11 protein-coding genes are annotated in these 14,202 nt (G+C 53.0%); all 11 read left to right on the forward strand.

All coding sequences use genetic code 11. From position 1 onward, the window contains the following. The first annotated feature begins 123 nt into the window (after positions 1 to 123). Positions 124 to 1,425: an alpha/beta hydrolase family protein gene (locus tag EHT87_RS24230; RefSeq protein ID WP_229321316.1), complete on the forward strand. Its 1,302-nt coding sequence runs from the start codon at positions 124 to 126 to the stop codon at positions 1,423 to 1,425. A 126-nt stretch (positions 1,426 to 1,551) separates the two neighbouring features. Next, positions 1,552 to 3,657 (forward strand): right-handed parallel beta-helix repeat-containing protein, encoded by a 2,106-nt coding sequence (locus tag EHT87_RS24235; protein WP_124909252.1) that lies wholly within the window; start codon positions 1,552 to 1,554, stop codon positions 3,655 to 3,657. A 52-nt stretch (positions 3,658 to 3,709) separates the two neighbouring features. Further along, on the forward strand, positions 3,710 to 4,978 hold the full coding sequence (locus tag EHT87_RS24240; RefSeq protein ID WP_185716342.1) for an SGNH/GDSL hydrolase family protein: 1,269 nt from the start codon (positions 3,710 to 3,712) through the stop codon (positions 4,976 to 4,978). Positions 4,979 to 5,303: 325 nt separating this feature from the next. Continuing rightward, positions 5,304 to 6,947, forward strand: coding sequence for a TldD/PmbA family protein (locus EHT87_RS24245; protein WP_124909254.1), 1,644 nt, complete (start codon positions 5,304 to 5,306; stop codon positions 6,945 to 6,947). Positions 6,948 to 7,053: 106 nt separating this feature from the next. Further along, on the forward strand, positions 7,054 to 8,403 hold the full coding sequence (locus tag EHT87_RS24250; RefSeq protein ID WP_124909255.1) for a TldD/PmbA family protein: 1,350 nt from the start codon (positions 7,054 to 7,056) through the stop codon (positions 8,401 to 8,403). Between the two features lie 261 nt (positions 8,404 to 8,664). Then, positions 8,665 to 10,305 (forward strand): TldD/PmbA family protein, encoded by a 1,641-nt coding sequence (locus EHT87_RS24255; RefSeq protein WP_124909256.1) that lies wholly within the window; start codon positions 8,665 to 8,667, stop codon positions 10,303 to 10,305. Positions 10,306 to 10,418: 113 nt separating this feature from the next. Further along, positions 10,419 to 11,753, forward strand: a complete 1,335-nt coding sequence (locus EHT87_RS24260) for a TldD/PmbA family protein (protein WP_124909257.1) — start codon at positions 10,419 to 10,421, stop codon at positions 11,751 to 11,753. A gap of 200 nt (positions 11,754 to 11,953) precedes the next feature. Then, the gene (locus EHT87_RS24265) at positions 11,954 to 12,160 is read left to right on the forward strand and encodes a hypothetical protein (protein ID WP_124909258.1); all 207 of its coding nucleotides are present in this window, start codon (positions 11,954 to 11,956) and stop codon (positions 12,158 to 12,160) included. Then, the gene (locus tag EHT87_RS24270) at positions 12,147 to 12,566 is read left to right on the forward strand and encodes a type II toxin-antitoxin system VapC family toxin (protein WP_124909259.1); all 420 of its coding nucleotides are present in this window, start codon (positions 12,147 to 12,149) and stop codon (positions 12,564 to 12,566) included. The genes EHT87_RS24265 and EHT87_RS24270 overlap by 14 nt, the downstream gene beginning before the upstream one ends. Before the next feature lie 38 nt (positions 12,567 to 12,604). Next, positions 12,605 to 13,222 (forward strand): DUF4159 domain-containing protein, encoded by a 618-nt coding sequence (locus tag EHT87_RS24275; protein ID WP_124909260.1) that lies wholly within the window; start codon positions 12,605 to 12,607, stop codon positions 13,220 to 13,222. A gap of 3 nt (positions 13,223 to 13,225) precedes the next feature. Then, positions 13,226 to 14,200, forward strand: coding sequence for an AAA family ATPase (locus tag EHT87_RS24280; RefSeq protein WP_124909261.1), 975 nt, complete (start codon positions 13,226 to 13,228; stop codon positions 14,198 to 14,200). The last annotated feature ends 2 nt before the right edge of the window (positions 14,201 to 14,202 follow it).

The following is a 14,202-nucleotide window of genomic DNA, read 5'->3' on the forward strand; positions in this document are numbered from 1 at the left end:
AGTGTCACATTGCCGATACTAAGCTATTCGGATGCCAATTGGCTAAATTTACCGGGTTTTCACTTTCTTTCTGTTCCGGGAAGAATATCTTTGGCCAACGCATCCGAAATGGCTACAGCCGATATGAAATTCAACCCAACCCGCAGAACATTTATCAAGGCATCGGTACTGACCGGTACTGTTCCTTTTTTGCCGCCCGGCATTGACTTTACGGCAGTCAGTGAAAACCAAACCAATCCTATACAACCCGAAATGGTACCGGAAACGAAGAGTATTATCGGCGCCTACGGCTCCTGGGCCGCTTCTCTTCAGACGCAGCCTTCTCTTTCCTTTCGAAATGCCCGGTGGAAGCCGGAGCAGTTGACCCGCTGGAAAAAGGAAGCCCTGGAAAAGACCCGGGAACTGGTGGCGGCTCCTCCGCAACCGGCCACGCCCGAGGTTCGCATCGAGCGGACCTTCGAGTATGACGGACTGACGATCGAGGAAATCAGCTGGCAACTGCCCTACGGCCGACCCACCAGGGCGGTTGTTCTGAAACCCAAGGGTGCCAAAGAGCCGCTGCCTGCCATTCTGGCCCTGCATGACCATGCCGGGAAGAAGTATTTCGGGTATCGGAAAATCGTCAAAACCGGGGATGATCAGCATCCGTTGCTCGCCGAGCACCAGCGGGAGGATTACAGCGGCAGGGCCTGGGCCAATGATGTAGCCAAGCGCGGGTATGTGGTGTTGGTGCACGATGCGTTTGCGTTCGGCAGCCGGCGGGTGTTGTATGAGGATGTGGTCGGGTTGAAATACGAGGGACTCGATACGCGGGGGAAAACCGACGCGGATCCGGAGAAAACGGAACACATCGAAGCCTATAACCAATGGTCGTCCGAGCATGAACACGTCATGTCAAAGTCCCTGTTTTGTGCCGGTACGACGTGGCCGGGCGTTTTTCTAAGCGAAGATCAGGTGGCGCTGTCCATTTTATGCGCCCGAAAAGACGTTGATCCCCAGCGGGTTGGGTGTGGAGGATTGTCGGGCGGGGGGCTGCGAACCGTGTACCTGGCAGGCCTGGATCCCCGGATCAAATGCTGCGTCTGCGTCGGATTTATGACAACCTGGGACGACTTTGCACTTCACAAAGCGTATACGCATACGTGGATGACGTATACGCCTTTGTTGCCCCGCTACCTGGATTTCCCGGAAATTCTGGGCCTGCGGGTGCCGCTTCCCACCATGATCCAAAGCAACAACCAGGATGAACTGTATACGCTCCCCGAAATGAAAACCGCCGATAAAATTCTGGGTGAGGTTTTTAAAAAGGCCGGGGCTGGGGACCGCTACACGGGGCGGTTTTACGATGGCGAGCACAAATTTGACCAAACCATGCAGATCGATGCGTTTGACTGGTTTGACCGGTGGCTGAAAAAAGCAAAGTAACTTTCCAGGAGGGTGTGCAAAACGGGTCAGGGAAGCCTGACTCTCGCACCTACTTTTGTGTTTGACGTTTGTATACTAGTAAAACACGGCTGCGAACGACTTTTGAGGACAGTACATTCCTGAACCATGCGCAAAACCGTTCCTCTTTTTCTGCTTTCCAGCCTCTTTCTGCTGGCCCTTGAATCCGTTGCCCAACCCATTTACGTAGCCCCTTCGGGGAATGACAAAAATCCCGGAACGCTTCAGAAACCGCTGGCGACGCTCACGGGGGCCCGCAACCGCGCCCGGCTGCTGCGACGGCAAAAACCGCTCACCCGGCCCCTCGAAATTGTGGTTCGGAAAGGCGAGTATGTACTGAACGAACCGTTGGTGTTGACCACCGACGATTCCGGTTCAGAAACCGCCCCGCTCGTTTTCAAAGGCGAAGCGGGCAGCACCCCGGTTTTTTACGGCGGTATGCGCCTGAACCGGTTTGAGAAAGTGTCCGACGATCTCTGGAAAACCGATGTGCCGGACGTGCGCCGGTATGACTGGTCGTTCGAGCAGTTGTACATCAACGGGCAGCGGGCCATCCGTGCCCAAACGCCCAACGACGGTTTTTTTCAACCCAAAACGGTTACGGAGACGGTTTTGAGCAAAGGAACCGGGCCGTTTGCTGACTTTGCCGCCCAGAAAATTACCGTTCCACTCGAAAGTCTCAACTGGCTTTCCGGGCTTCCCGAAGCGGACTTGAACCAGGCGGTGGTGACGTTTTATCACAACTGGGACAATACCCGAAAACCGGTTCTGGCCGTTAGCAAAGCCGATACCGCCCTCTACATTACCGGTGAGGGCATGAAGCCGTGGAACAAAATTACGAACCAGTCCCTGTTCGTCCTCGAAAATCTGAAAGCCGCACTCGATGCGCCGGGCGAGTGGTTTCTCGAAAAAACCGGCACACTCTATTACCGCCCCCGACCCGGCGAAACCATCGACAAAATCACGGCTTTTGCGCCGGTGAACGAGAAGTTCGTGATCATCAAAGGCGATGAAACCGGGGGTAAACGGGTGAAAAACATCCGCTTCGAAAACCTTTCGTTTCAGATCGCCGGGTACCGAATGTCACCGTTTGGTGTGGAACCGGAACAGGCAGCCGCCCGCGTAGAAGCCACCGTTCAACTGGATTTTGCCGACAACATCCGCTTTATCACTTGCGAAATTGCGCATACCGGCGGCAGCGGCATCTGGTTCCGCCGGGCCTGCGCCAACGGGCGGGTCGAGCGGTGTTATCTGCACGATCTGGGCGCGAGTGGCGTCAAAATTGGCGAAACCATCATCCGGCCCGACTCGTCGGAACTGACGCATCACATCACCGTCGACAACAACATCCTGCGTTCGGGCGGTTATGTTTTCCCCTGCGCGGTGGCCCTGATTATCTTCCACGGTCGGGATAACGTGCTGTCTCACAATGAAATCGCTGATTTTCGCTACTCCGGTGTTTCCGTGGGCTGGGTGTGGGGCTACGCTTTCAGTCCGTCGAAGCGAAACCGGGTCGAATTCAACCACATTCATCACCTGGGCTGGGGCGTTCTGAGCGACATGGGCGGGGTGTATACGCTCGGCGTGTCGGAGGGAACCGTGGTGTCGAACAACGTGATTCACCACATTTACGCCTTCGATTACGGCGGCTGGGGGCTGTATACCGACGAAGGTTCGACCGGTATCGTTCTGGAAAACAACCTGGTGTATGCCTGCAAAAGCTCCGGTTTTCACCAGCATTATGGCAAGGATAACCTCATCCGCAACAACATTTTTGCCGACAACATCAAGGCGCAGCTCCAGGGCACCCGCGTCGAACCGCACCGCTCGTTTTCCTTTACCAATAATATCGTTTACTACAATACCGGAACGCTGTTGAGCAGTAACTGGGCGAAATTTAACCTGGTAACGGACCAGAACTGCTACTGGGACGCCCGCTCGAAAGAGCCGGTTTTTGGCAAACAATCCGTGCAGGACTGGCAACTGGCGGGCAAAGATCAGCACTCGATTGTCGCTAATCCCGGTTTTGTCGATCCCGAAGCGTTTGATTTCCGGTTAAAAAATACCGACGTGGTTAACCAGATTGGCTTCAAACCGTTCGACTACAGCCAGGCGGGGGTGTATGGAACGATGGCCTGGAAAAACAAGGCCCGGCTGGATTCGGCGGTTGCCCAGGAGTTCGACCAGATGGTGGCGCAACACGAGAAAAAGTAGGACTTTTAAGCCAAAACCGAGCAGCCATCACCAGAATTCAATACCTTCATCTATGCAGCGCTTTTTCTTCGTTCTTTTTTCGACTATTCTGGTCAGTTTTTCCGGTTTCGTTCAGGCCCAAACCGACACCTTGTCGGAAAGCCGGGAGTTTCTGGCGCGGGGCGGTTTGCCTAATTTTTTTCAAAAAGTACAAAAAGGCGGACCGGTTTCCATTGCCTATTTCGGTGGCAGTATCACGGAGGCTGGAAATGGCTGGCGGGAACAATCGCTGCGCTGGTTTCAGCAGCAGTATCCCAAAGCGAACCTGACCCACATCAATGCCGCCATTGGGGGAACCGGCTCGGACCTCGGCGTTTTCCGACTGAACCAGCATGTGTTGGTTCATAAACCGGATCTGATTTTTGTCGAGTTTGCCGTTAACGATGGCGGTCAGCAACCGGCCAAAATTCATAAAGCGATGGAAGGGATTGTCCGGCAAATCTGGCGGCAAAACCGGCGCACCGACATTTGTTTCGTCTATACGCTGAACGCACCGATGGCGCCGGCTCTGCTGGCACACCGGATGCCGAATTCTGTCCGGGCGATGGAAGAAATTGCCAACCAGTACGGCATTCCGTCGGTTCATATGGGCTTGGAAGTGATTCGGTTAGATCGGCAGGGGAAGCTGGTTTGGGGGGGTAAAAAAGAAGACTTTCCGGATAAAACGGTTTTCGCTCCCGACAAAACCCATCCCTATTCGGATACCGGCCACCGGCTGTATGTGGAAGCACTCAGCAAAGCCATGCAGCAAATTGCGGCCGTGGGGCGGCCCGGATCCCATGCCGTTCCGAAACCGTTTGTGTCTGATAACTGGGAAGATGCCCAGATGATTCCGGTGCAATCGCTGACCCGGCAAGGTGACTGGCAGGAACTGACACCGGCTACCGACACCGTGGCCCGCCAGCTCCGGAACCGGTTTGACTATCTCCTGAAATCGAACCAGCCGGGCGCATCGATTCAGTTCAAACTGAAAGGAACGATGGCGGGACTCTACGATGTCATCGGCCCCGGTTGTGGTCAATATGCCGTTACCGTCGATGGCGCGCCCGGTCCGCTTTTTCCGCGCTTCGACAGTTATGCCACGTATTACCGATCGCATTATTTCTTTCTGCCGACGCTGGACGCGGGAACGCACACCATTACGCTGACGGTTTCGCCGGAGCAACTCGACAAAGCCGCCATTCTCAAAAACCGCAACCAGACCATCACCGACCCGCGTCGATACGCCGAAAACGCCTGCTACGCCGGCCAATTACTGATCATCGGCAAGCTGGAAAAATAAAACCAGCACAACAGTCATATGAGCCTGAAAGGCTCGCATCAGTAGCCCCGCACATCGTGCGGGGAATCCATCCCGTCCGTCCGTAGTCGGGTCGGAAATCCGTCTACCTCGCCCCAATCCGTCCCATTGTCCAGCGGTATCGTCGACTGACGCCGGTTTTTGCGTGATTAAAAAAGGCGGTTATTTTGCCCTTCTGGCTATTTTTAACCATTTTCGTAGGTTAGTTTCGCACGGCTTAGTGGCTGATTTTCTATTTTCTGCGGAAAGTTGGTTTCAAATTCGCGCTATTCCGAATCTTTACTATCCATAACTCCATCAACAAGAAATGAGAAGAAGGGATTTTATCCAGCTCTCCGGTTTGGGAATGAGCGCTCTGATGGGTAGCTCGATTCCCGTGCTGGGCAACGCGGTTTCGGTGCATCACCTGCTTGAACCCCGCGCCGATGCTGCTTTAAAGAAAAAACTGGCCGATGTAGCGCTGAATGCGGCCAAAAGCAAAGGCGCTACCTACGCGGATGTTCGGATCGGGCGGTATTTGCAGCAGTTTATCTTCACGCGGGAAATGAAGGTGCAAAACATCACCAATGCCGAATCGTATGGGATTGGGATCCGGGTGATTGCCAACGGCACCTGGGGCTTTTCGGCCACCAGCGACGTTCGGCCCGAGGCCATTGCCAAATGCGCCGAAACCGCCGTCGCCATCGCCAAAGCCAATTCCAAAATCCAGAAAGAACCCGTCGACCTGGCTCCGCAGAAGGGCGTGGGCGACGTGAGCTGGCAAACGCCCCTGAAAAAAAACGCCTTCGAAGTTCCGGTTCAGGAAAAGATCGATCTGCTAATGAAAGTGAACGATTCGGCGATGAAAAACGGTGCCGGTTTCGTGACTTCCAACCTGTTTTTTATCAACGAACAAAAATATTTTGCCTCGACGGATGGTTCCTACATCGATCAGGACATCCACCGAATCTGGCCGACCTTTACCGTTACGGCCGTTGATCGTCAGGCCGGTAAGTTCAAAACCCGGGATGCACTCAGCTCGCCGATGGGCATGGGCTACGAATACCTGGACGGTTTGGCGAGCGACAAAATTCCTGGCCCGAACGGCCTAATCAGCTACCGCAATTCCTACGACATGGTGGAAGATGCGACGGTGGCCGCCCGGCAGGCGAAGGAGAAACTCGCGGCCAAGTCGATTCAATCCGGAAAATACGACCTCGTGCTGGACCCCAACCACCTTGGTTTGACCATCCACGAATCGGTCGGCCACGCGACAGAACTGGATCGCGTGCTGGGCTACGAAGCCAATTACGCTGGCACTTCCTTTGCGACGCTCGACAAGTGGAAATCGAAAAACTTCAATTACGGCAGCAAACTGGTCAACATCGTGGCCGACAAAACGCAGCCGCTGACGCTGGGGACGGTGGCCTACGACGACGAAGGGGTGCCGGGGAAAGAATGGGATTTGATCAAAGACGGTATTCTGGTGAATTATCAGGCAACCCGCGATCAGGTGAAAATTCTGGGTGGTACCGAATCGAACGGTTGCAGTTATGCCGACAACTGGGATTCGATCCAGTTTCAGCGGATGCCGAATGTTTCGCTGAAGCCCGGCACCGAAAAACGCTCGGTGTCCGACATGATCAAAGGCGTGGATAAAGGCATTTATATCATGGGGCGAGGTTCGTATTCCATTGATCAACAGCGGTATAACTTCCAGTTTGGCGGCCAGTTGTTTTACGAAATCAAGAACGGGCAGATCGTCGGAATGCTGGATGATGTCGCCTACCAGTCGAACACGCAGGAGTTCTGGAATTCGTGCGCCCAGTTGTGCGACAAAGACGATTACCGGACATTCGGTTCCTTTTTTGACGGGAAAGGCCAGCCTTCGCAGGTCAGCGCCGTCTCGCACGGCTGCCCCACAACGCGTTTCAACGGCGTGAACGTCATCAATACCGGTCGGAAGATATAAGAGTCGGTTTACGGTATTCGGTTTACGGTGGCTGACGCAAGTGTTGGACGCGCGCGTCAGCCACCGTAAACCGAATACCGTAAACCCAAAACCAACAAACGGAGTCATGGCTATCCTAACGAAAGACGAAGCAAAGAAACTACTGGATAAGGTTTTGGGCTATTCCAAAGCCGATGAAATGAGCGTAACGCTGAATGGCAACCGAACCGGCAACATTCGGTACGCCCGGAACAACGTCTCGACCAGTGGCGAAACCGATAACCTGTCACTGGCCGTTACCGCCGTATTTGGCAAGAAAGTCGGTTCGGCCACCATCAACGAATTTGACGATCAGTCGCTGGAAAAAACCGTCCGAAGGGCGGAGGAAACCGCCCGGCTGGCGCCCGAAAATCCGGAATACGTACCCATGCTGGGGCCACAGAAATACATCGAAACCGGTGCCTACGCCGAAAGTACGGCGAAGATCAATCCGGAATTTCGCGCCCAGGCGGCTTTCGACAGCATCGATCCGTGCAGCAAAAAGAATCTGACGGCTGCCGGTTACATGGAAGATCGCGCCGGTTTTTCGGCCATTGCCAACAACAAAGGATTATTCGGGTACAACCCGGTCACATCGGTCGATTTTTCGGTGACCACCCGCACCGCCGACGGAACCGGTTCGGGGTATGCCTCCCGCGATTTTAACGATGTGTCGAAATTGAGTACCAAAGAAGCCACCGAAGTGGCCATGAACAAGGCGCTGGCTTCCACGAATGCGAAAGCCCTGGAACCGGGGAAATACACGGTGATTCTGGAACCAACGGCGGCCAGCGATCTCATCGGTTTGATGATGAACAGCTTAGATGCGCGGAATGCCGAAGAAGGCCGGAGTTTTCTGAGCCGGAAGGGGGGCGGAACCCGGCTCGGCGAGAAATTCTTCGACGAGCGGATCACCATTTATTCCGATCCGGCCAACGTTGAAATACCGGGTTCTCCGTTCACGGGCGGGGGCGGAGGCCGGTTTGGGGGCGGTGGCGTGGACGGACGTCCGCAGGAAAAAACGCTCTGGGTCGAAAACGGTATCATCAAAAACATGAGCTATTCGCGGTATTGGGCACAGAAAAATAACGTAAAAGCCGTACCGCCTTCCGGTGGATTCATCATGCAGGGCGGGAATCAGTCGCTGCTGGATTTAATTAAAAGTACCCAAAAAGGAATTCTGGTAACGCGGTTCTGGTACATCCGCGCCGTCGATCCGCAAACGCTGTTGTATACCGGTTTGACCCGCGACGGGACGTTTTTGATTGAAAATGGTCAGATCAAATACCCGGTCAAAAACTTCCGGTTCAACGAAAGCCCGGTCATTATGCTGAACAACGTCGAGGCCCTGGGCAAACCCGTCCGTGCCGGTGGCGTTCTGATTCCGCCGATGAAAATCCGGGATTTTACGTTCAGCTCGCTGTCGGATGCGGTGTGATCGATAAAATATCCTTCAGAATGAGGGATTGTTTAAGACGGCTTATTTCGCATTTTTCCGGTCAAAAACCACAGAAAGCCTACCGGATTTCGTTAAAATTAGACCATCGCTTTTGGATGGGAACACGGATTCGGCGGATTGAACGGATCAAAACTGATTTTAATCTGCGAAAATCCGTCTAATCCGCCAAATCCGTGTTCCCATCCCTATCAAGACGAAAATTTAAATAGCTTTACCGTATCACTTTATCATTAACCAATTTTGAACCGTCGAGATTTTCTTCAAGTAGCCGGGTTAAGCACCGGGGCCTTTCTGTTGGCCGACCGTGCGGTTTTTGGCCGATCGGTCGCGCCGGAAGCCTTACTGGAACCGGGCGTGGATGTGGCCGTTAAAAAACGCCTGGCGGATGCCGCCCTGAATGCGGCCAAATCCAAAGGGGCCAGTTATACCGATGTCCGGATCGGCCGGTATTTGCGGCAATTTGTGATTACGCGCGAAGACAAGGTGCAGAACATTGTCAACACCGAATCCTACGGCGTGGGCGTGCGCGTGATTGTCGATGGCTGCTGGGGATTTGCGGCTGTGGTCGACGCCAAGAATGAAGACCAAACCGCCAAAGCCGCCGAAGAAGCCGTGGCCATCGCCAAAGCCAACGCCCGGTTGTTGAAACAGCCCGTGCAACTGGCCCCGCAAAAAGGCTTCGGCGAAGTAAGCTGGAAAGCGCCCATCCGGAAGAACGCCTTCGAAGTTCCCATCAAGGAAAAGGTGGATTTGCTGCTGACGGTCAACGATGCGGCCCTGAAAAACGGGGCCAATTACGTCAATTCGGTGTTGTTCATGGTCAATGAGCAGAAGTATTTTGCTTCGTCGGACGGTTCGTACATCGATCAGGATATTCACCGGATGTGGCCCACGTTTACGGTGACGGCCATTGATCCCAAAACCGGAAAGTTTGAGACCCGGAGTGAACTGAGTGCGCCGATGGGCATGGGCTACGATTATTTACAAGTTAATCCGAGTGATAAAATAACCGGCATTACGACCCGTTACAACAAGGGGTACGACATGCTGGAAGACGTAACGGCGGCCGCCAAACACGCCAAACAAAAGCTGACGGCCAAGTCGGTCGAAGCCGGAAAATACGATCTGGTGCTGGATCCTTCGCACCTCTGGTTAACGATTCACGAATCGGTGGGTCACCCGCTGGAACTGGATCGCGTGCTGGGCTACGAAGCCAATTTTGCCGGAACGTCCTTTGCCACCCTCGATAAGTGGAAATCCAAAAACTTCAACTACGGCAGCAAGCAGGTCAACCTGTTTGCCGACAAAACACAGGTCGGTTCGCTCGGCGCCGTGGGCTGGGACGACGAAGGCGTGGCCTGTAAACAGTGGGACCTCGTGAAAGACGGTACGCTGGTGAATTACCAGGCTATTCGGGACCAGGTTCACATCATTGGCGAGAACGAATCGCAGGGTTGCTGCTACGCGGATAGCTGGAGCTCGGTACAGTTTCAGCGGATGGCGAACGTGTCGCTGGCGGCTGGCAAAACACCATTGTCGGTGGAACAGATGATCAAAGACGTCAAAAAAGGCATTTATATCATCGGCGACGGCTCGTTTTCGATTGATCAACAGCGGTATAACTTCCAGTTTGGCGGTCAGCTGTTCTACGAAATTAAGGACGGACAGATTGCGGGCATGTTGAAAGATGTGGCCTATCAGTCGAACACCCAGGAATTCTGGAACTCCTGCGTTCAGATTTGCGACGACCGGGATTACCGCCTGGGCGGCTCGTTTTTCGACGGGAAAGGCCAGCCGATGCAGGTCAGCGCAGTGTCGCACGGCAGTTCCACCACCCGTTTCAATGGCGTCAATGTGATCAATACAGCAAGAAAAATCTAGTTTACAGGTTACGGTTTTTGGTTTACGGTTGGCTGACGCACGATTTTAATGCGTTAGCCAGGAATGCGTCAGCCACCGAAAACCGTAAACTGAGAACCATAAACGATAAAAATATGGCTTTACTAACCGAAGCTGAAGCGAAGTCACTGCTTCAGAAGGTATTGAGTTATTCGAAAGCGGACGAGTGCGAGGTGAACCTCGTTGGCGGGGAGCGGGGAAACATCCGGTATGCCCGAAACGAAGTCTCAACGAGTGGTGCGATGAGTACGCAGACGGTACAGGTGCGATCGTCGTTTGGAAAAAAATCCGGGGTTGCCGCCATCGATGAATTGAACGATGCGTCGTTGGAAAAAGTGGTTCGCCGGGCCGAAGAACTGGCGCAACTGGCCCCCGAAAACCCGGAGTATGTGAGCGTTCTGGAACCGCAACAGTACCTGAAATCCGTCGGTTATTTCGACTCGACAGCCAAAATCACGCCCGCCATTCGGGCGGAAGCTGTTGCGAAAAGTTTGCAGGAATCGAGCAAGCAAAAGCTGGCGGCTGCCGGTTTTCTCGAAGATTTTCGGGGCTATTCGGCCATGATGAACTCCAAAGGGCTGTTTGCGTATTACCCGAGCACAAACGTGAATTTCTCGCTGACGGTTCGGACCGACGACGGAACGGGTTCGGGGTATGTGACGCGCGGCTACAGTGATTTTTCCAAACTGGATACGGTTTCGGCGACCAAAATTGCCGTTCAGAAATGCCTGGGTTCGGTAGGCGCGCGGGCGCTGGAACCGGGGAAATACACGGTCATTCTGGAACCGACGGCGGCTGTGGTCTTACTCGAAAGTATTTTTTCCAATCTGGATGCCCGCAGCGCCGACGAAGGCCGGTCGTTTCTGAGCAAACCCGGCGGCAAAACCAAGGTCGGCGAGAAGATTGTGGATGAGCGGGTTACGATTTATTCCGACCCCACCAATCCTGAATTGCCGGCGGCTCCGTGGTCGGGCGACGGCCGGGCGCAGGAGAAAATCAACTGGATTGAAAAAGGTGTCGTGAAAAACATGGCCTATTCCCGGTTCTGGGCGCAGAAGAAGGGCGTGAAAGCGGTTCCTCCACCGGCGAATGTGATTATGGCGGGCGGCACGGCTTCACTGGAAGACATGATCAAAAGCACCCAGCGCGGTATTCTGGTGACCAAACTCTGGTACATCCGCTCGGTCGACCCGCAGACGTTGCTGCTGACGGGCCTGACGCGCGATGGGACGTTTTACATCGAAAACGGGAAGATCAAGCACCCGGTCAAGAACTTCCGGTTTAACGAAAGTCCGGTTATTATGCTGAATAACCTCGAAGCCCTGGGCAAACCGGAGCGCGTGGTCAGTACGGAATCGACCGCGAATTACCTGATTCCGCCGATGAAAATCCGGGAGTTTACGTTCAGTTCGCTGTCGGACGCGGTTTAGAGAAAGAGCTATTTCGCGGAGGTAAGCGGAGGAAAAAAGAGTTAAGCGAAGGATAGTAAATAAATCTCCGCTTAACCCCCTTTTTCTTCGCTCAACCTAAAGGGCGGCCCCGTGCGCGATACAACCTTTCTCTCGAAATAAATAAGGGCTGTTAGAAACGGAATAAGGCTCAGTTTGTTAGTTAAAAAAGGAACATGGCCATGAGCAGAGCTGAAGTAATTATTCAGGAAATAAACACGCTGAATTCGGAAGAGTTAGAGATGGTTTATCATGAACTTATGAAACGTCTAAACCGTATTGACCGGATCAAGAATACATTAGCGAAAGTTCGTGGTAAAGGTGAAAAGGTGTGGTCTCAGGATGCTCAGGAGTATGTAAATCAACTGCGGGAAAATGACCGGTTCTAAACTATTTGTTGATACGGCTCCGCTGATTTATTTATTGGAAAATCACCCTGAATTTTATCAGAAAGTGGCTGATTTTCTGCTTCATGCCGTTGAAAACAATGCTGAATTTGAAACCAGTGTTCTTACGGTTAGTGAATTTTGTGTCAAACCTGAACAACTAGGCCGGTTTGATTTAATCAATGATTTCGACGCCGTTTTAAAAGAACTTGACTTCAGATTAGTGGAGATAACTTTGCCAATAGCCAAAATGGCTTCAAAACTACGGGCTACCTATGCGTTTTTAAAGGCAATGGATTCCTTACAAATTTCAACTGCAATTGAGAGCCATTGTGATCAATTTCTAACAAATGATAAAAAATTAAAGGGTGTTCAGGAAATCGAGGTTGTCGTCATCGCGGAGCTTTAAGTCCTGAATGCCATTCAATAAGACTACATTTCATCAACTTGAAACCCTTCTTTTTCACCCGCATCCAGTATACCTCCGGCGACTGGGATACGGACCAGCGAATGCCGTCTAACCTGCTGCATTCGCTGGTCGAGTATACCACCATTCCCGTGGATGAAAAAGAAAAAGTGGTTCAATTAACGGGTAACGAAATTTTCAAAAGCCCGTTCTGCTACCTCAGTGGCCACAAACTGGTGGAGTTTTCGACCCAGGAACGCGACCATTTCAAACGCTATGTCCAGAACGGCGGTTTTGTGTTTGTCGACGACTGCAACCACGACATCGACGGCCTTTTTGCTAAATCATTCGAGCAGGAAATGACCCGTACGTTTGGTCCGAAAGCCTTGCAGAAAATTCCCAATTCCCACCCGATTTATACCTGCTTTTTCAAATTTGAGGAAGGCCCGCCCACCACGACGTTCGAACTGAACGGCTGGGGCGATGACCTGGTGCACGATTACCTCAAAGCCGTGCTGATCGACGGACGCATTGGCGTTTTGTATAGCAACAAGGATTACGGGTGCGAGTGGGATTACGACTTCCGCAACAAACGTTTTCTGGCCGAGGATAATACCAAATTTGGCGTCAACATTGTTACGTACGCATTAACCGCATAACCAGTGGAAACCAAGGAACTGACCCATTACAAAACCGTAGTCGCCAAGCTTCCGCGCCTGAAGAAAGAAATCGGGAAGGTGATTGTCGGACAGCAGGAAGCTATTGATGAAATCCTGATTGCCCTGCTGGCGGGTGGCCATTGTTTGCTGGAAGGCGTGCCGGGACTGGCTAAAACGCTGATGGTGAAAACAATGGCGGAAGCGCTGGAGATGAATTTTAAACGGATTCAGTTTACGCCGGATCTGATGCCGGGCGATATTATCGGAACGGAAATTCTGGAAGAAGACCACAATACCGGTAAGAAATTTTTCAAATTCAACCGGGGGCCGATCTTCGCCCATGTGGTGCTGGCCGACGAAATCAACCGGACACCGCCCAAAACGCAGGCGGCTTTGCTGGAAGCCATGCAGGAAGGCAAGGTGACCTACGGCGGAACGGATTACGAATTGCCCCGGCCTTTTTTGATTATTGCCACCCAGAACCCGATCGAACAGGCCGGAACCTATCCGCTTCCCGAAGCCCAGCTAGACCGGTTTTTGCTGTACATCAAGCTCAGTTATCCGTCTGAACTGGAAGAATTGAACGTGCTGAAAAGCACCACCGGAACCGCTCGTCCGGAATTGAAAACCATCCTGACGGATCAGGAGATCGTTGACTTACAGTATCTTACGCGGCAGGTTCACATCAGTGATGAGTTAATCGATTTTATCAATAAACTCGTCCGGTCGACGCGCCCCGAGAGCAGTTCATCGGCGTTTGTCAAACAGTGGTGCGACTGGGGCGCGGGGCCGCGCGCGGGGCAGGCGCTGGTGCTGTGTTCCAAAGCGCGGGCGGTTCTGAACGAGCGGTTTTCAGTGATTCCGGAGGACATTCAAACGCTGGCCTACCCGATCCTGCGCCACCGCATCGCCCTCAATTTCCGGGCTGAGGCTGAGAATATTACGACGGATCAGGTGATAAACGAGTTATTAAAGTAAAG

Source organism: Larkinella knui, assembly GCF_003858645.1.
In the GTDB taxonomy this organism is placed as follows: domain Bacteria; phylum Bacteroidota; class Bacteroidia; order Cytophagales; family Spirosomataceae; genus Larkinella; species Larkinella knui.

Bases quoted from the DNA above. Each gene is read 5' to 3' on its own strand.
- EHT87_RS24230 (WP_229321316.1), top strand. From the start codon at position 124: ATGAAATTCAACCCAACCCGCAGAACATTTATCAAGGCATCGGTACTG.
- EHT87_RS24235 (WP_124909252.1), top strand. From the start codon at position 1,552: ATGCGCAAAACCGTTCCTCTTTTTCTGCTTTCCAGCCTCTTTCTGCTG.
- EHT87_RS24240 (WP_185716342.1), top strand. From the start codon at position 3,710: ATGCAGCGCTTTTTCTTCGTTCTTTTTTCGACTATTCTGGTCAGTTTT.
- EHT87_RS24245 (WP_124909254.1), top strand. From the start codon at position 5,304: ATGAGAAGAAGGGATTTTATCCAGCTCTCCGGTTTGGGAATGAGCGCT.
- EHT87_RS24250 (WP_124909255.1), top strand. From the start codon at position 7,054: ATGGCTATCCTAACGAAAGACGAAGCAAAGAAACTACTGGATAAGGTT.
- EHT87_RS24260 (WP_124909257.1), top strand. From the start codon at position 10,419: ATGGCTTTACTAACCGAAGCTGAAGCGAAGTCACTGCTTCAGAAGGTA.
- EHT87_RS24265 (WP_124909258.1), top strand. From the start codon at position 11,954: ATGAGCAGAGCTGAAGTAATTATTCAGGAAATAAACACGCTGAATTCG.
- EHT87_RS24270 (WP_124909259.1), top strand. From the start codon at position 12,147: ATGACCGGTTCTAAACTATTTGTTGATACGGCTCCGCTGATTTATTTA.